The sequence below is a fragment of the Shewanella sp. 6_MG-2023 genome, from assembly GCF_030547195.1.
Lineage (GTDB): Bacteria > Pseudomonadota > Gammaproteobacteria > Enterobacterales > Shewanellaceae > Shewanella.
Window position 1 is genome coordinate 256,914 of record NZ_JAUOQU010000001.1, and the last position, 20,869, is coordinate 277,782.

The following is a 20,869-nucleotide window of genomic DNA, read 5'->3' on the forward strand; positions in this document are numbered from 1 at the left end:
AGAGGGTGGCAATTAGGATCTTGATTCTATTTAAAACAAGGATGTATAAATGAAATTCTCCGTTATTTCTCTTTTTTGCTGCTCTTTTTATAGCGTTTCAATTTGTGCCAATATTGGTGAAATTGCGACTGATATGGATAAAGTTCGATTACTTGCTGATGTAAACCAAGACGGTGTTGTTGATTGGGCATCATACAATGATGCTATGGGGGCACCTAAATTTGAAGTCTTCTCAGGTCAAGATGGTTCGTTTTTAAAGTCTTTTTTATTTCCTAGCCATTTTATTGAAGATAGCTTTCATTGGGTGAGTGATCGCACTGGAGATGGTGTGAATGATGTTGGACTCTTTGGTTTTAATCCCACACTTAATAAATATCAATTTATTTTAAAAAATAGTGCAACTGGTGACACTATTTCTACGTGGAGTTGGAATAATAACGTAAGTGATGCGGTATTTAATGAGCTTGAAGATCTAACACTCGATAATATCTCTGACTTTGCAATTTTAGGTATTCACCGCGCAAATGGAACCGTACAACTACAAGTTCGAGACGGGAGTTCACGTAGTCAGGTTGCTACATTCAAATGGCCAAATAATTATGTAGAGCCAAGAGTCGTCTCCATGTCTGATGTGACTGGTGATAATATTTCCGAAGTTGCTTTATATGGGCAAAATAAAAGGCTAACAAATGGGCAGTTATTTGCATATGACGGAAATAACCCAAGTAATAAAATTGATGTTTATAATTGGGTTAAAAATTGGGACGAAATTAATTTAATTCCATTACAGGATCTTGATAGTGACGGAACCCTAGATTGGGGCCAGTTTGGCCAACGCAGGGACGATAAACGTTACCAATTAGTGATTAAAAAAGGCAGTAGTAAACTTGGTACAATTAGAACTCATTCATGGAGTACCAAAATATTGAGTGGTGAATTACTCACTTTATCAGATATTACTGGTGATGGTTTTGATGAAGTCGCTGTAACTGGCTATGATTATACCGATGGGAAATTCAAAGTTTTAATTAATGATGGTAATGGGCCTAATGAACGTCTAAAAAACATTTCTTGGCCCAATAAATGGTTACCAGGTTCTAAAGTTATAAAATTACATGATATCGATGGTGACGGTATCAATGAAATTGGATTATTAGGTACAGACAGCAATAGTCTAATAACAAAATTATCTATCAAAAGTATTGTTACTGGCCAGCAATTACTTTCGTACCAATGGAGTGGGGTTTGGGCTGATTTTCATATTGAATCATATGATGCCAACAACGATGGTGTGTTAGATATTGGGCTAGCTGGCTTGGTAGGCTATACACAATTATCCCGTATTGTTGTTAAAGATGGCACAGATAGCAACCTGACTCTTATTGACAAGACATTAGACTCTCCCTTGGTTAGTCTTGATTCATTTTTATCGGCAACGTCAGATCAAGATTATCGATTTTTTACTTCCTTTAACAGTGCTTATCGAGCAACAGACTCTGTTAGTGAGTTGTTTTTCGATGGGAAAAATGTGCATAGTGATGACGTGGTAATGCCGTATACAATTGAAGGCAATAGTTTAACCCTCGAACATAGTAGCGCTAATCATGAAATCCACAATTTCTTATATGTTAATAGTAATATTGGGGTTTCACTTGTTGATACGGGTGAATTGGCATTATTCTCTAAACTGACCACTGCCTCAGATGTTACTACGGAAATATGGACTAAAAGTGACTTCGTCGGTAAGAATTTACACTTCTTAATGGACGATGCTGGCTCTAACTCGACTGATATTGTGCCTTTTATGTTTGATATATTTTTTTGGCCTAATGAAGCTGAGATAAATTTGGATGACGAAACGATAGATGTACCATGGCATGTCAACGATAGTGGTCAGTTAGTCATAAGTTTGTCAGAAGTTACTGGTGACAAAGATATGATTATTAATCACTTTTCCTCTGATGATAAAGTTCAAATTGTAATTGACAGTAACAGAAATAATAGCCCGTTAATGATGTCGGTTGATCCTTTAATTATTTATAATATTGGACTTAAATGGTACAACGCACAATAAATATTCTCTTTGATAGTGACCTAGCATCATTGAGGTTACTTTATCTAGCAGGAGTTCTATTACAGATATTTACAACAATAATTAAATAGAGTCAAAAAAGCGTTTTACTAAATAAGTAAAACGCTTTTTTTATATTTGAACTATTTGTATCGGTCATGGAATATTACTTACTTAATTAGGTCGTTATAGATAACGGTTGATTGGCATGATGTGTCAGTGTCAACTAATACTAATACTAATACTAATACTAATACTAATACTAATACTAATACTAATACTAATACTAATACTAAATCAGGTTATGCATTTTTCACCATCTATGGCATTGCCCTGACGGGACTAACGAATAATATGACTATATTATGTTCTTCATAAAATCTAAACTTGATACACTTTTTCAATAGTTTTATTGTGTGGTTTTTATAACCGAAGGCGCTTTTGGAAATGGGGATGTAGGCTCTTAAGAAAACTATACCAGAGCGAGATGGAGAAGGTTATGTTGAGTAAAATTGTTTATTTAACATTGCCGATTTAAAGTGAATCAGCCGAAAGTAACATGCTTTTAAGCAGTAAATGTTATTTTCAAAAATAGAACACTGATACGGTTGCCCTGGTTACTATACACAAAAACTTAATTAGTGTGCTTGTACGCTCGACCTTTTAACAAGGTGTTTACGTTGATGTTTGTTGTTTATTTTGTTAATGTTTTGCGCATCTTGAAGATGCGTGTTTATTACTAAAAAAGGACTTTTAATGAAATATGTTCATGTAGCGATGGGAGCATTAATGACTCTTGTTGCTTCACCATTGTTTGCTTCAGAAATTGATACAAATTTAAGACTTCAAATTGAGACTGAAAAGCGACAAGGAATAAACCAACATCAAAGAGGATTTTTCTCTAATTTAGCTTCTCAAAAAGCCGTTTCAACTTCATCAGCTCAAGTGAATATGTTGAGCAATGTAAATGGAACGCTATCAGCTTCACCCTCCGCATTTAGCTCGACAGAATTTACTGAAGCAGAAATTGCTGGTGGTAATTTTATGTTAGTTGGAGATAACCACCCTAGTTATTTTCCCACTGGTGGGTCTTTCAGTTTTTTTACTGATAACTCTGGCATTGCCGGTTTGGAAAGCTCTTTCTTCTATAGCGAAGAAGCTATTAGCTGGCAAGTATCAGCAGGTAAGTTACAGATCATTAGCGCAAGTAGAATAGAGCAAGAATTTGATTCATACCCTTACGGGACAATTGCAAAATTCTATGGCCAAGAAATCGCAGACCATTTAATTGCTAAGCATGATGCTGGTGAGCTTTCATGGCAAGTTAGCTTTGAAGAAGAAGTTTATTTTGATATCTTACTTGAGAAGTTATCAGTCGATGTTAATAAAACTAGAGTTAAGATATCGGGCAAAGATTTACAGCGACTTATTGTTCCTAGTGAGTGGGGCTGGAATGCTTCAACAATTGATTCTGAAGATGAAATAGATATAGAAGAAACGTTTTACTCAGCTTCGAGCAGTTTATTTGATACAGAAACAACACAGACCTTAGCCGGTGAATGGTTTGTTGGTTTATATCAAGCTTACAGTCAGCAGCAAGTCGATCCTACAATTTTTTCTTATGGTATTTTTGGTGAGCGTTTAATATTAAATGACGATGGTTCTGTTAGTAATTCTTATTCTGGAGATACCTACACATGGTCACTACAGAATAGTGTACTAACATTATCTAGCGATATTGATAGTTTTGTGATCACACCTGTCATAGAAGTTAATAAGGCCTTTGTTGCAAATGTTGAGCAATATGAAAGTGGCCACTTAGTTAGGGTATTCAATAGTCAGCTTGCTAAATTCGATAATAGTTTTAATCAATTTACAGATGCAATAGTTACTACGCTACCGAATATTTGGCTATCAAATATTAACTTAACTTCTATCGACAAATGGGATGGAGATATACCTATTTTTGATTCTGTTTGGGGGTATAAGTTTTTTGATGATGGTAGTTTTTATAGGGGGATTACTGCAGATTATGATGAAAATTCAGACCCTACATTTTCATTTGGGCAGAAATGGAATTACAGCATAAATTACAACCATGTAGTAACAAGTTATAAGCAAGGCACGTTTTCCAGCCGCGAACGCCATTGGGAGGTGCTATCGGTTGATGCCGATGGTAAAGCTCTTGTTTTTGAATATTCATATTGGGGATGGGACAATAATCAGGATGGCACAATAAGCGCCGATGAAATTAAAAATCATATATCTCCGCGTTTGAATTCAATGTTGTTACTCGATTTAAGGCAATACCCAGAGGTTTGGGACTCATTACCTGATCAAGATAATGACGGTGTGAACGATTATTTAGAGGCCGAATATGGTACAACACCCACCAACCCTGATTCAGATAATGACGGCATTAATGATGGTGATGAGATTGCGTTAGGGCTTAATCCTTTGTCTGAAGATACAGATGGCGATGGATTTACAGATGGCTTCGAGCAGGGTCAGGGCTCAGATCCTCAATCAAGCTCTTCAACACCAGGTTCTTCAACATTACGTTTTAGCCTATCAGATCTAAACAACCCCACAGCAGTACTGTTAGCAGATGCCAAAGATGGTCATATGCAACATGCAGGAACAACAATTCATTTTAATGATGATAGGAGTGGTATATATAGTTCAGAATGGCTGCATAATTACACTTCTAAATCGATGACTTGGTCGTTATCCAATAATGGTCAGTTATTAATAAATAGCCAAAATCAATCTACAAATTATTTATCATCCAGCAATCCCTATACAGAAATTGCAAATAGCTTTGGGCAAGATGTAGCTGATTGGCTTGTTATTAAGTCAGCTAATGGGTTATTTCCAGATGATTTTAATTTTGAACTGCAAGAGTCCGTAGGTGATTTAGTGCTAACTAAGCATTCTATCGCCAATGGTCAATTGAATATTATTGAGTCTAGCGAAACCACCACAACGCTTATGATCCCCGATGGATATGGTTGGGTCGGTGAACTTCCGCAAAATAAAGTAACCAGTGAGTCGGTTGTTCAGTGGAAAAACACTTTTGAAAATCAATTTGTAGGCATTTCGGAAAGCGATTTACAAGGTAAATGGGGCTTGTTTTTAGAATCTGAACTGACTTATGGAGCACTTCGCGGGTTTGGTTCGGTGGATGGCTTGTATGCTGATATGTTTACTTTTCATGATGATAAATCAGTAGGATCAGCTTTTGCTGAAGATGATTATACTTGGGCCTTAGTTGATGATGCTCTTGAATTTTCATCAGCTGATCATAAAATCATTATTAAGCCATTTAAGACGCTGGGTAAAGTGCATCTTGCTCTTTATGAGGTATATGAGAATGGTACCTTAACGTCTATTTATGCAACTAAATTAGCTAAGTTTGATGATAGCTACGTTCAACTAACCAACAACATTGCAACTCAATTGCCTACAATTTACTTTGCAGGCATAAATGCTCATATACCTCAGCAATGGGACGGGGAACAATTATTGCTAGAAAATGTTTTTGGTTATCAGTTTAGAGAAAATGGGACAATGCGCCGTGGTGTGGCAGGTTTCTTTGATGAGTTGATTCAAGAAGATACTTTTTATATGGGGCAAGAGTGGACTTATACGGTTGCAGATAACATTATCGAAATGTCTCATATTACTGATGAAAGAGAAAGAGTTAGAACTTGGGACATTATATCTGTTGACGATAATGGTCGAGCATTGGTATTTGAACGTTCTCGTTATGATATTGACTTTAATGGTGATGGTGTGATTTCGGGTGATGAAATCGGTGGAGCCTTTATTGCACCTCGATTCAATACCCTTGAGTTATTTAATTTAAGTCAATATGAAGATATTTGGGAGTCATTACCCGATGATGATATGGATGGTCTTAATAATTATCAAGAAGCTGATTATGGGACCGACCTTTATAACAACGATAGCGATTTCGATGGCATATTAGATGGTGATGAAGTATTAGCGGGTTTAAACCCATTAGATCCAACAGATGCATCTGCTGATTTTGATAATGATGGTTTAACCAATGCTGAAGAAATTGCGTTAGGCACAGATGTGAATAATGCTGATACCGATATGGATGGTGTGTCTGATTTTGATGAACGAAATGCGGGCACTAACCCGTTAGATGCTAATGATTATCCAACTCCTGTATTAACCACTATGTCTATTGCTGATATCACTAACGATGGTGCGAGCGATGTTTTAGGTTATTACATGCAAGCTGGTGTCATTAATGTTGAAGTGTTTTCAAGTAATGACTATGTGTCATTAAACACTTTCTCAATCACTCACAGCTTTGATAACCCACAATTGCATTTACTTGAAGACAATAATGGCAATGGGAGTAATGAACTTGGGGTATTTGGCTTTAATTCTGAGGTAAGCCGTTATCAACTGTTTGTTTATGATATTGAATCAGGTAATCAATTGTCTGTTTTCAATTGGCCTGCAACCTTGTTATCAGCAGACTTTGTTGCTTTAGCTGATTTAAGCGGTGATGGTGTTCAAGAGTATGCAATATCAGGGGTTCACTCTGGTAATGGTACCCGTCAGTTAGTGGTTAAAAACGGTGCAACTCGAGGTGCTTATGCCACATTCAAATGGCCTAACCAATGGTTAAACCCGACGTTTGTCACCATGACTGATATCACGGCTGATGGCGTTCCTGAAGTTGCTTTATATGGTCAGCATGAACGTTTAGATAAAGGACAGTTATTTGTCTACGATGGCGCATCTGCATCAACTAAAATTGACGTTTATAACTGGAATAAACTCTGGACTAACATCCAGTTACTTAAAATGGATGATGTTGACGGTGAAGGTACCCTTGATTGGGGCCAGTTCGGGCAACGTAAAGATGATGGGCGTTATCAATTAGTGGTTAAAAAAGGTCACGATAAACGTGGCGTCATTAGAACCTTTAGCTGGCCAAATGATTTAGTGGACGTTAAACCACTATTGATTGCGGATAGAACCGGAGATGGCGTTCGTGAAGTTGCTGTAACGGGTACTAGCCCAGTAACGGGTAAGCAATTCTTGCGTATTAACGACGGTAAACTTGCTAATCAACGTATTGCTAACTATAGCTGGCCAAGTAATTGGGAGAACAGTCAGATTGTAGAATTGGGCGATCTAGATAATGATGGCTTCAATGAATTTGCTTTATTGGGTTATTTGAAAACCAATGGCAATGTGCAGTTGATTGTTAAAAATGGTCAAACTGCGACAGAACTAGGCCGTTATACATTAACTGGCGATTGGCGTGATGTGTCAGTGACTAGCTATATTGAACAAGGCGAGGTATTTATCGCGCTAACAGGTATAGATCAAGTTGCTCTTACCAACAAGGTTACTGTATTAAATACAGAGTTAAATCTAGTTGGTACATATGCTGTTCAATAGTTTTATTTTTAAATCTCTATAAATAGGAAGGCGCTTCGGCGCCTTTCTGGTTTCTGCTATAAGTTATTTTAGCTGTTTAGAAATCGATGTAGTGAAGTGGTTATTTATTTTTTTATGCCTTTATTAGGTACTGATAGCGAGAGTGTCACCTGAAATTCAATGGATGAACTGCAAATTTTTGATCTGGCATAATACTTTTGTTGATTATCTTTGCTACATTGTAGTTAACAACCTTGTAACGTTCGTATCAGGGTGGTGTATCTAATAATGTAGGGGTAATAGAGATGAAAAAAGTTAAAGGGATTTATTTTTTATTAGCGAGTGTGCTTTTAAGTTCCGCTTTTACAACAAAAGCAGCTGAAATAACAGTTGATACGGGTTCAAATACCTTAAGAACCGCGATAGCAGCAGCTGAGGCTGGTGATGTTTTAATTCTGCAGGATGGTATCTATACCTTGTCTAACCCTGACTTGGTGATCGATAAAAGTGTGACTATTCGTGCCATTAATAAAGCTGCGACACCGCGAGTCTATTTTTTAACGGGTTCTAATACTCCTGCTATTTCAATCCAAGGTGCTGATACGGACTTCATCTTACAAGGTATTTATTATTACGAAGGCGCTTCGGTTTCTAATCAACCTAGAATAGAAATAGAGGGTGCTGTTAGCTCTGTTGCGTTACTTGAAAATCAATTTGTATCCATTGATTTGGCGGTAAATGAAACGACTGATGCTGATGGTAATCGATTTGTCGTCAACGATTTGGTTATTGTTGGTAATAACTTTGGTGGCACTAATGGCTCTTTATACAATATTGGTTCTAAAAACAACTTTTTGTTTGCTGGAAACAGTGTTAGTTATAACTATTTTTATGCTAATACCTATGGAGCAGAGGCTAATATTATAGGTAATTCCTTTGTAAATAATTATCAGTTAATGACGTTATATAAGAATGGTTATGTAGGTTCTTATTATCGAGTTATTGGGAATACATTCAAGCAAACTCTGTCTAGAGTGCTTAACCTGTCAGTTTCGAATAGCGATTATGCAATGTTATCACTCGATGGCAGTGGCACTTTTAGCAATAATATTGTGGTTCAAGGTGACAACCCTTATAGCGCAACAGGTACACCTGGATCTTTTCAGTTTTTAACATTAAGTAGTAGTAACTCCCATTGGGATATAAGCAATAATACTTTCGATGTTAAACCTACAGCACTTTATGATGATTCGCCATATTATGAAGAAGCATTTAAATTTGCTTCTCCCGTCTCTTTTGAAAATAATATTATTGTTGGAAACTTACAACCGACAATGTTTACACTTACAAACTCAGTTACGTTAGTGGACAGTACTTTTTCAAATAATTTGTGTTTTGATAACGTTGCCAGCTGTGACTTAGATGCCAATAAAATAGAAGCTGATCCTAAATTTATTGATGATATTGACTATGTATTAGATGTAGGTTCACCGGCAATCGATGCTGGTATTGATTCAGAATCTACTAGAGATAACGATGGCAGTGTTTTAGATTTAGGAGTGCATGGAGGTGTGTTCTCATATTTTCAATTTGAAAAACAACGCACCGAAAATACTGTTGAACCATATTTTTATCCCCTTTTTGAAGCGAATACGAGTCTAAGTACAACTGGTGCTTTGAAAGTCAAAGCGGTTGCTATAGCGAGATTACGCTAAGGAGGGGGTATGAATTTTATCGTATCTAGAATAAGTCCAAATCATCTTTGGTTGCCCAGTTTACTGAGTGGGTTATTATCAATCATTACGTTTAATGTTCAAGCCAGTAATCTTGTACAAGGAGAAATCTATTTTGATGAGCAAGATAGAAGCTCTGCGGAAGTTACTGGGTTAACAGGAAATCGTGCTTGGGTTTTATATGAGCAAACTGTATCAACAGACTCCTTTAGTACAGGTAATCATACCGTTAACTTGGTGGTATTAGATGATGAAGATAGTTCTTCTATTATCTATAAAATGCCATTGTATATTAGTGAACAAGCTAATTATGACCTTGCTGGTCAGTCTAATGTTATTGTTACTTCAACGCTTGAAAGGTCCAACCGGAACGTATCTACACCGCTTGCAACGGTGAAATCCGCGGGTAAATCTGCTGATGGTGCAGTTTGGGCCAGACTAAGTGCTCAAACATACTTTGAGCCTGTGGATATAGGTCAAAGAACATTATTATTATCAAGTACAGATGCATACAGCGCAACCAATTCAGATGTGATTCAACACCTAAATGTTGATGCAGAGCTAATATCTGGTCTTGCAGAAATTAAATCGACTAACATATCGATTAATGGACTGTCACTTGCTATAGAGTCTGAAATGTCTGTCGGCAGTTACAGCATTACATATTTTGACTCACCATCAAGTTTTGATTCAGTCAATAATCTACAGTTTGATACGGTTGATTGGCAAGATAATAGTACCCAACTGGGTGATGCCTATTTTGCTTTTTACGACAATGATACTGACTTTATTGACGACCGGTTTGATCCAGATTTAGACAATGACGGTTTAACCAATGAAGAGGAAATTGCATTAGGAACCGATCCGACTGATAGTGATTCAGATGGTGATGGTGTGAGTGACTTTATAGAAGTCGCTAATGAAATGGATCCATTAGATGATCAAGATATTTATTTAGATGCTGATAATGACGGTTTAACGAATGAAGAAGAGTTAGCTCAAGGTACAGGAGTTAATAATTCTGATAGCGATGACGATGGCATTAATGATGGCCTTGAAGTGCTTTATGGATTAAATCCTACTAATGGTGCGGATGCTGCATTAGATAAAGACGGAGATGGCATTTCCAATTTAGAAGAAGTCTTAGCGGGCTTATTACCCAATGATCCTGACTCTGATGGTGATGGTATTGATGATGGTGTCGAATTAGCATTAGGCTTAGATCCACTAGATGCTTTAGATGCATTAGCTGATGCCGATGGTGATGGTATATCCAACATTGATGAAATTGCATTGGGCACTGACATTAATAATGCAGACAGTGATGGTGATGGTATTAGTGATGGTGTTGAAATCGCTAATGGCAGTGATCCTTTAGATGAAAATAGTTTTGTTGGTAAAGCTGAAACGCTTATTGCTTTTGATGACTTAGATAATGATGGTGTAAATGACTGGTTGGTGATTTACGAAGTTAACTCATCTGAGCAAAGCATTAATATTATCAGTGGTGCTAACTTTGCTTCATTAGTGTCTTATTCGATACAGCACTTAGTTGATAATGCTGAAGTCTTTATATTAAATGACCGAAATGCTGATGACGTCAGTGAAATTGGTGTATTTGGTTTTGACTCCGCTGCTAATCGCTATCAATTAGTTGTGCATAATAGCGTGACAGGAAATAAGTTCGGCGCTTGGAATTGGCCAGCCACATTAGGCGAGGTTAAGTTTGAAGCGCTAACTGATTTAACTCAAGATGGTATTCAAGAGTATGCAATCAGTGGTGTGCATTTAGTAAACGGCACTCGTCAATTAGTGGTAAAAGATGGTTCGACTAAGGCTAGCTATCAAACCTTCAAATGGCCAAACCTTTGGGATAATAGCCGTTTTGTTACTATGACAGATGTGACATTTGATAGTGTGCCAGAAGTGGCGTTATATGGTCGTCATACTCGTTTAGATAAAGGCCAGTTGTTTATTTATGATGGTGCAAATGCCTCATCTAAAGTGGATGTTTATAATTGGAATAAGCTATGGTCAAACATTGAATTAGTCGAAATGGATGACCTAGATGGCGATGGCACCGGTGATTGGGGCCAATTTGGTCAACGTAAAGATGACGGCCGATATCAATGGTTAGTTAAAAAAGGCCATGATAAACGCGGTGTTATCCGTACATTTAGTTGGCCTAATGACTTAGTTGACGTCAAACCATTACTTGTTGGTGATAGAACTGGCGATGATATCCGTGAAGTTGCCTTATTTGGTACTAATCCAAATACAGGTAAAGTTTTCTTACGGATAAATGATGGACGTTTACCTAATACTCGAATTGCCAATATTAGTTGGCCAGCTAATTGGGAAGATGTTCAAGTTAAAGAACTTGGCGATTTAAACAATGATGGCTTTAATGAGTTTGGGTTATTAGGCTTCACTAAATCGAACCGAACTGCACAGTTAATTATCAAAGATGGTAATTCTTTAGCTGAATATGGTCGATATACTATTGGCATTGAATGGGAAGGTTTGTCGTTTGAATCACAAGATGTGAATGAAGATGGTTATGATGATGTCATTGTTATTGGTGTAAACCAGTCAACATATCAACAAATTGTGATGGTACTCGATGGTTCTGATTTAACCTATATTGATGGTACCGTTATGGAATAGCAAAATTTGCTTTTTTATTTGCAACTATTTTAAAAAGGGTCACGTTATGTGGCTCTTTTTTATTAATAACGTCAATGTTGATGGACGTGGAGTCTATCAATTTGCTTGTTAAAAGGAACATGATAAACGCAGTATTGTTTATTAGCTAATTAACTTATAGCTAATATTGGCTAGCGACCCTGTTGGGAATATTTACAAGTGAAAATAGCTTGATAATTTAAATAGCGATGGCGCTAATGATTTTGGTCCATTGCTCTAATTAAAACTAATCGAATTATTCAGATTGTAGTAAAAATTAAGATTAACTAAACGACTATGCAGCGCACTAAAAAAGCATTCTTCAAAGGTAGGCGCTTGAATTAATGATTATTCACTAGTTTAAAGTCACTGTTTTGTGTTTTTATGTGTTAATTTTATTTTTGCATTAATTTATTAGTTGCTTTATTAGGGAACCATTTTTTTGCCTTATTTACAATAGCGGGTGGGTGAGTTTGGTGGAGGGCTAGTATTAGTTAAGCCGTTATAATGGCTTTCTTTATTAAAAAGTATAACAAATTGTAACCTTATTGGTTTTGATGGGCTTTATTGATTGATATTTGCTATTTATTTGTGATAATAGTGTTGCTTTGGTGGGTTGTCGTTCAAGTGTCTGATATTAAAGCAGCTTATAAGAGTCATCTTTTTTACTCATATGCGATATAAAATTGTATTAAAACCTAAGTCAGGAACGACTATTTTGAAATTGAACTTCAAGGTCTATTTAATGAATAATAAAAATCAGATTAAACCTGTGCTGGCAGTGCTTAGTGCAGTGTATTTGTCGTTATCTTGTCATGCCTCAGCATCAATAGCTCAAACACCTAATATTGCTAGCACAGTAAATAATGAGCCTATTCAAGCTCAGCTTGCTGGGGATTTAAACGAAAATGCTCAAAGCTTACCTAATGCTGCACAGTTACTAAAACAAACTCATTTTCGGGGCCCTTATAAAGGATTATCTGCAACAGGCGCACCTACAGCCAGTATTGATGAGAAAATTAATCGCTGTAATGGTAAACAATGTGACACCGGTGAGTTATTAGTTAAGTTTGCCCCTGTAGTTTTACAAGCTAATACTAACAGTTTAAGTGCATTTTCAACCTCCTCAGTGCCGTTTATACAAGGCGTAAACCTTAAGCAACTTTATAAATCAAATGATGCACAGGTCTATAGCTTACAAAAAAATAGTCGCTTAAATGCTGCAGACCCACAAAAAGTCAAAGCCCAGCAAGAAGCGAGTCGCTGGTATCGGGTCAAGCTTGATGATGCCCAGCAACATGAAAAAATATTGATGCAATTAGCCACTCGTGATGATGTTGAGTATGTAGAAGAATTGCAAATTCGCACCTTAACAGCGGCTTTACCCTTACCCAATGATCCTCAATACAATGAGCAGTGGCACTTATCAAGCACTCGCACTCCCGAGGGCTGGCAGTGGTTGTCAGATCAAGGCTTTGACCCAAGTGGTAATCGTGATGTGGTAGTGGCCGTTATTGATACTGGTGTCGATTATAATCACCCTGATTTAAAGCTCAATATGTGGGTAAACCGTGGCGAAATTGCTGGCAGTGGCAGGGATGACGATAATAACGGTTTTATCGATGATATTCATGGGGTGTCGGTAGTCGGCTCTAGCTGGGATCACCATGGCGACCCAATGGATGACCACGGTCATGGTACCCATGTGGCAGGCATTATTGCCGCAAAAAACAATAACAATGAAGGCATTGTCGGCGTTGCCCCTAACGTGCAAATTATGGCCATTAAGGCGGCGCAATACAGTGGTGTGTTGACCAGTGCCGACGTTGCTGAGGCAATTTACTATGCATCAGAAAATGGTGCCGACATTATCAATATGTCATTTGGCGGCAGCTTTTATTCTAAAGCTGAAGAAGATGCCCTAGCTGTTGCTTTTGGTACCTCAGTACTTATTGCTTCAGCCGGTAACAATGGCATGCCAAACAATGCTAGTTGTGGTAAACCATATTCTATCTCCTATCCTGCAGCTTACCCTTGGGTATTGGGTGTTATGGCAGAGTCACCTACAGCTAACATTAAAGGCGATTACCTCGCGGGTTTCTCAAATTTTGACTGTATAAGTGATGACAGCGTCGAGTATGAAGTCATGGCGCCTGGTGCCAATATTTTATCAACCTTACCCAACGATAGTTATGCCAAATGGGATGGCACCTCAATGGCTGCGCCTGTGGTAGCAGGTATTGCTGCGTTAGTGCGTACTCGCTTCGACGATAAAGCCACATACTCATCGCGTTTTATTATGGGGCAATTGGGCGCTACAGGCCCGATGAAACAAGGTAAAACCTATGATGTGAATAAACCGCCTATCTCTTATCACAGTATTGATGCATTAGAAGCGCTTACCAACACCCCAAAACCTAAGCTTAATTATCTGGAACATTATTTATGGGATGGTGGCAATCAAGGTGCTGGCAATAACAATGGTAAGGTCGATGCGGGCGAAACGATTGATTTAGCCGTGATTGTACGTAATCAGTGGGGGCAGGCCGATAATGTACAAGTCACTCTAGAGGCATCTGTTGATGGTGCCGTTGGTGTTGACCCCTATGTGCAATGGTTAACTGATACCGTTGATTATCAATCGGTAGGCACCTTTGGTAATGATGATAATGGCTTAATTTACGATGTTGATGGTGTTGTCACTGGCGTAAGCGATCCATTTACTTTCAAAATTAGCGACAATACCCCTAATAACCATATTATCAATATTAAGGTTAAGTTTACTGGCACTAATGGGCTAGACCCATTAGACAGTTCAACTTATCAGTCGGAATCCGAGTTTCAGTTATTGGTCAATCGCGGCATTGAATTACCGTCTATTTTAGACAGCGATGCGCCGGGCACTGCCGGAGGGTTATTAGATACCGATGGTGTGGTTGATGGGGTGATCACCCTTGATAGCAAAGCGCTATACATTATTGATAAGCCGGTGTTGCTTGAAAAAGATATCACCTTAAAAATGGGCCCTGGGGTACAGGTGCAATTTTGGGGCAGTCAGCCCGACGATGCCTATGCCCAGTTCCACAATAGCTATTTACAAGTTGAAGGTTCGTTGATTGTTGAAGGCTCCGCCGAGCAACCAGCAGTGTTTAAACCATCTGACTTATTCCCTGACCGAATGGTGGTACTGCGGACTACAGATGCTCAACAAGTGAGTTTTAAGTATGCTGAGTTGGTCAATTTTTATAACGATACAGCTATGGGTAACAGCAATAAAATAACCGCTGAATTCGTTCATTTTTCTAGAGGCATTGAAGGTTATGAACTATTTTATGAGAAAAAATCGAATGGTTGGGACTATGCTTATACTACTAAGGTACAGGGATTTGATATACAAAACAGTCGATTAAATTCACTTGGTGCATTTTTTCCTTGGGAAAGTGAGGGAGAGGAATCACATTATAGCTGGTTTAAATTCGAGTTTCCTGAAGGGATGTCAGGTACATTGGTTGAACATTCTTATGCAATAAATCAAAGTTCAGTAGGAAGTGACAATGTCTTTTTAGGCAATGTTAAAAAGAATGCAAGCGGTGGTATTTACCCAAGTGTATTAAATAGCCCTGCCGCTGACGCCCTGTTAAATCATAGTTTATCTAAGTCGTTAACCTATAATAACAGCAGTTACTATCAAGCTTCTGTTCAGGGCTGGCAGCTTGAGGATGCCCAAGCTTTTGTCAGTGAATTAGGTGATGGTGCTTCGCTAGCCACAGTTTCAGATGCTGATGAATTTACCGCACTATCTGACTGGTTATATAGCGCAATGGATGATGCTGAAAGTAACATCAGTACGATTGCCAACGTCGGTTATATATTGCAAGCCGATGACAGTTATGCCTGGAGCAATGGCGAAACGCCAACTTATGATTTTACCGAGGGGCAGCTGTATTGGAATAACCGCACTCAAAATCCACCAGTGATAGCCATTCAAGGTAAGCAGCCGCAACTGATTTATGTAAAAGATAAGCTTTGGGACACTATTCGCAGTAATTTCAGATGTTGGGATGAGTTCAGCGATCCTGTGTTATGTGCATTTACCCCAGATGAGCCACTAACAAGCAGCTGGATTGAAAGCCGATATCAACAAAAACAAGCTGACTTGCTTAATCAAGAGCTGCAACAAGTACTTGATAATAATGGCTACAGTGATTATGCATCATGCCATGCTGCTGGAGTGTATGATTGCCGACTTGAAGATGAGGCCAGTTGGAAACTAGCCCAAATTGAGCAAGCTAACCAGGATTGCTCCAACAGTATCTATGATTGGTATTGCGAAGGTAATTATCCTGTAGATTACAACTATTGGTATGAGCACTATATTAACACCTACAACAGCGAAGATGCGCTCACTCGGGTGAGACCAGATTACTCTACCGATGTTTATATTATCGAGTTCGATACCGACCCCGGTGAAACCAGTTTAAAAGCTGCGTTAACCAGTTATATTGAAAACAGCTTTCAATCGGATAGCCAGTTTAAAAACAATGCCTTTTTAAATCGCTATTGGGATCCGCGTCCTGATTTGTGGCTGCAAATTCATACCGCTGAAAAATCAGGCGACCCAAACTATGAAGATTTTAGTGGTAACTTTTGGGGCACCGACAGCGACTTTTTAATCGATACCGCCATCATTGATTACAATGATGACTTTAACCTGAATAAAGCCAAAGTAGGGCCAAGGTTAACCGTAGCACCTGAAAGCGCTTATCCGTTTGTGGCCGATGTACAATTACTTGATGCTGATGGTAATGTGCGTGAAGACAACAAGTTTGGCGCTGAAACCATGCAGTGGCAAGTTAGCTTTAACCGCGACATGGACACCAATATTCAACCTAATGCATGGTATGGGCCTGACTACCCTTACACTGATTTCGGTGTGACAGGTGATTGGGTTGATGCACGTACCTGGCGCGGCCAAGCTGCCATTTCACCAGTAGCCAGTGACGGTTATCAATATGTGCGTATTCAAGGGGCGGTAGCCGCGGATAACGCATGGTTGGTGACAGGTAATGATTACGCCCGTTATCGCTTTTTAGTCAACAGTAAGGGATTAGAGGCGTTAACATTACAGGCCAGTGCCGGTGAAGGTTTTGTTGATTTATCATGGTCACAGGATGATTTTGAAACCTTATATGGCTACAACCTTTATCGTGCAACCGAGCAAAATGGCTCTTATCAACGTATCCATCAGTCTTTGATTGAAAGTGAAACGCATCAATACCGCGATGAAAATGTCGAACCTGGGCAACTTTATTACTATCAATTTAAAGTGGTATCAGCCGCTGGTGAATCAGATGGTTCTAATGTTGCGTCAGCAACACCTGTAGATACGATTGCGCCTGTAATTAGCCATGTTCCTCTTAATGAGGCAGGTTTTGGTGCCAACGTATTTGTGCAGGCAGACGTTACCGACAACATTGCCGTAAGCAGTGTTGACCTTAATTACCGCACCATGGGCAGTAGTGCTTATGTCACTGTGCCTATGTCAAATCAGCAAGGGGTTCAATATCGCGCCACTATACCTGGCAGTGCAATGCAAGCACCTGGTGTGGAGTATTTTATTGAAGCAACTGATGGCACAACCTCATCCTATAGTGGTCGCACAGCGACACCTCACAAAATTTTTGTTACCGATGCGCCAGTAGTCACAGCTTTGCAGCCAAATATGGGGGCCGCTGATGGTGGTACTTTACTGACGTTATCAGGACGAAACTTTAAAGAGGGGGTATCAATTGCGGTAGGTAATACTGTGTGTATGTCACCTAACCGCATTAGCGACAGTGAATTGCAATGTACTACAGGAAGCCATTATCCTGCGCAAGTGGATGTAACGGTAACCAATAGTGACGGTAAATCATCAAGACTTGCAGGGGCGTTCACTTATACCTCATCAGATGTGAGCGTGGGTATTGAAGATATTCAAGCTGGCACGGGTCAAACCTTAGATGTGCCAATTAGCGTTAATAATGTCAATGGTTTAAAAGCCATGAGCTTAAATATTGACTTTGATGCCACTAAACTGAGATTGGAGCAAGTACGCAAAGGCGCTTTAGTTGCCAGCTGGGCAATTGAGCAACATCAGCCGACTAACGGCAGTGTCAATATTGCGGCGGCAAGTAGTGGTAGTGCTGCCAGCGGCAGTGGTTCATTGCTGTGGTTAGAGTTTACCGTAATTGCAGATGCAGAAAGCACCACTGAAATAGCCTTATCTAATGTGTCGCTAAATGATAATGCGATAAATGCAACGGCTTACTCCGGTAATGTGAACATTGCCAAAGGTTACACAGTAAGTGGAAGTATAAGTCATTGGGCTGCAAATGAGCCCATGTCAGATGCCGCAGTGCTGCTTGATAATGGCGTATCGCAAGCTGTATCTAACGCCTTTGGCGAATATAGTTTATATGGCGTTAAAGCTGGGGCGCACACTTTACGAGCGACTCATGTTGCAGAGCCTGCAAGTCAGAAAATTACCTCATTTGATGCCTCATTAATGCTCAAACATATCACAGGCTCGTCACTGCTTGTTGGTAGCGCATTAGATGCTGCGGATCTTAATGGTGATGGAAAAGTCACGGCTATGGAGGTTAATACTGTTTTAGAATATGCCGCAGGCTTAACCCAATTACCGTTAACAGGCAGTGCCGCTATTTGGCAGTTTACCCCCAAAGAGCGCAGCCTTAACAATGTTAACAGTGATTTGAATGGGCAAAACTTTACGGCTTATCTGGTGGGTGACCCAAGTGGTAATGCTATGTCTGCGACCCAAATAAATGCAGTTGCTGCTAGTGTTCACTGGTTTAACCGCAGGGTGGTTGAAGATAGCGTTGCTGTTGACTTATATGTCAATGAGCCGAATGTCAGTGCCATTGATCTCAGCTTACTATTTAACACCAGTGATGTGACTCTATTGCGCATTGAGCAAAGCACGTTAACTAGCCAATGGAATATGATTCTAAATGATCAAACGCCGGGAGAGCTAAAAATAGCGATGGCATCAGGGCGCATTCTTGGTGAGTCAGGTACAGTGCTAACGGTTTATTTTGATGTTAAGTCGGATAATACATCAGAATTAGCATTAAGCGGTGTACTGATTAATGAGCAAGAAGTTATGGCTACAGGCATTGCATTGTCAACCGCACCAAGTGATGTCGACAACGATGGTATTCCAGACTACCTGGAGCTTTATTATGGATTAGACCCGTTTGAACCAACCGATGCACATGCTGACAATGATGGTGACGGCTTAACCAATCTTGAAGAAATTTTGTTAGGTACCGATCCAAATAACCCAGATACCGACGGTGATGGCGTTGATGATGGCACTGAATACTACAATGGCAGTAATCCGTTAGATCCAAACATTACCGTAGGTAAAAAGGATACGTTAGTTAGGGTTGCAGATATTAGTGGTAACGGTGTTAGCGACTGGCTTAAATATCAGATTGGTGATACGGCCGTAGATGTCACATTACTAAGTGGTGTTGATGCGTCGGAACTTGCAAGCTTTAGCCTTAACCACAGTTATGAGTCGGCAAGCGTTAACCTACTTACAGATCGTAATGCTGATGGTGTTGGTGAAATTGGTATCTTTGGTTTTGATGCGAGTGCTAACCGATATCAGTTAGCGGTTTATGATGGTGTTACAGGCGCTAAATACGGCAACTGGAACTGGCCAGCTACTTTAGGCGAGGTTAAGTTTGAAGCCCTAACAGATCTAACTCAAGATGGTGTTCAAGAGTACGCAATTAGCGGGGTGCATTTAGTTAATGGCACGCGTCAGTTAGTGGTGAAAGATGGTGTGACTAAGGCGGCTTATCAAACCTTCAAATGGCCAAACCTTTGGGATAATACCCGTTTTGTGACAATGACAGATGTGACATTTGATAGTGTGCCAGAAGTGGCGTTATATGGTCGCCACACTCGTTTAGATAAAGGGCAGTTGTTTATCTATGATGGTGCAGATGCCAATTCAAAAGTAGATGTCTATAACTGGAATCAGCTGTGGAATGATATCCAGCTAGTTGAAATGGATGACATTGATGGTGACGGCACCCTAGACTGGGGACAGTTTGGCCAACGTAAAGATGATGGTCGTTATCAGTGGCTTATTAAAAAAGGCCATGATAAACGCGGCGTAATCCGTACCTTTAGCTGGCCTAATGATTTAGTGGATGTTACTCCCATGTTGGTTGCAGACCGCACCGGTGACGGTATCCGTGAGGTTGCAGTGTTAGGCGTCAGCCCAGATACTGGTAAAGTGTTCTTACGTATCAATGACGGTGCGTTAGCGAATGAGCGCATTGCCAATATCAGTTGGCCAGCAAGCTGGGAAGATATTCAAGTCAAAGAACTTGGCGATTTAAACAATGATGGCTTTAATGAGTTTGGCTTATTGGGTTACACCAAAACCAACCGCACAGTGCAGCTGATTGTTAAAGACGGTAAAAGCCTGACTGAGTATGGCCGTTATACCTTAGCGGGTAAGTGGGAAAGCTTAACATTGTCTCATGATGATATTAATCAAGATGGTGTGATGGATGTTATCATTGAAGGGATAAATCAAACCTCTAAACAACGCATCATAACGGTGTTAGACGGTAGTGATTTAACGGAAATAATGAGTAGTGGCGTTAACTAAATAATTATTTTAAGTCAATATAAAAGAGCCGCATTTTTGTGGCTCTTTTTTTTAATTTATTTTTATCTGTTTTTCAAATCTAAAAGGTTTAATTAACTGCAGCTAGCTTTGTGATTATTAAATTAATCTTTTTCTCTCGATATATATAGAGGTTTGTAGTAGATAATATATTTCCACGCACCTTTAACTCATGATTTTAAAGAGCTTTAATTTGTATCATTGTTTGTTGTTTTGTTACCATGTTGCATATTAGTG

At 39.2% G+C, this 20,869-nt stretch carries 5 protein-coding genes; all 5 read left to right on the forward strand.

All coding sequences use genetic code 11. The features are described 5' to 3' along the window. Window positions 1-49 precede the first annotated feature (49 nt). The 5 genes from Q4533_RS01155 (at window position 50) to Q4533_RS01175 (ending at window position 20,614) form a co-directional block, all read left to right on the forward strand. A complete protein-coding gene (locus Q4533_RS01155; RefSeq protein ID WP_303501432.1) occupies window positions 50-2,074 on the forward strand; it encodes a hypothetical protein in 2,025 nt (674 codons plus the stop codon). A gap of 753 nt (window positions 2,075-2,827) precedes the next feature. Beyond that, the gene (locus tag Q4533_RS01160; protein ID WP_303501434.1) at window positions 2,828-7,522 is read left to right on the forward strand and encodes a thrombospondin type 3 repeat-containing protein; all 4,695 of its coding nucleotides are present in this window, start codon (window positions 2,828-2,830) and stop codon (window positions 7,520-7,522) included. A gap of 284 nt (window positions 7,523-7,806) precedes the next feature. Next, a complete protein-coding gene (locus Q4533_RS01165; RefSeq protein WP_303501435.1) occupies window positions 7,807-9,216 on the forward strand; it encodes a hypothetical protein in 1,410 nt (469 codons plus the stop codon). A gap of 9 nt (window positions 9,217-9,225) precedes the next feature. Then, entirely contained in the window at window positions 9,226-11,901 is a 2,676-nt protein-coding gene (locus tag Q4533_RS01170) for a hypothetical protein (RefSeq protein ID WP_303501436.1), read from the forward strand. Window positions 11,902-12,664: 763 nt separating this feature from the next. Then, the gene (locus Q4533_RS01175) at window positions 12,665-20,614 is read left to right on the forward strand and encodes a S8 family serine peptidase (protein WP_303501438.1); all 7,950 of its coding nucleotides are present in this window, start codon (window positions 12,665-12,667) and stop codon (window positions 20,612-20,614) included. Window positions 20,615-20,869 lie beyond the last annotated feature (255 nt).

Bases quoted from the DNA above. Each gene is read 5' to 3' on its own strand.
- Q4533_RS01170 (WP_303501436.1), top strand. From the start codon at position 9,226: ATGAATTTTATCGTATCTAGAATAAGTCCAAATCATCTTTGGTTGCCC.
- Q4533_RS01155 (WP_303501432.1), top strand. From the start codon at position 50: ATGAAATTCTCCGTTATTTCTCTTTTTTGCTGCTCTTTTTATAGCGTT.
- Q4533_RS01175 (WP_303501438.1), top strand. From the start codon at position 12,665: ATGAATAATAAAAATCAGATTAAACCTGTGCTGGCAGTGCTTAGTGCA.
- Q4533_RS01160 (WP_303501434.1), top strand. From the start codon at position 2,828: ATGAAATATGTTCATGTAGCGATGGGAGCATTAATGACTCTTGTTGCT.
- Q4533_RS01165 (WP_303501435.1), top strand. From the start codon at position 7,807: ATGAAAAAAGTTAAAGGGATTTATTTTTTATTAGCGAGTGTGCTTTTA.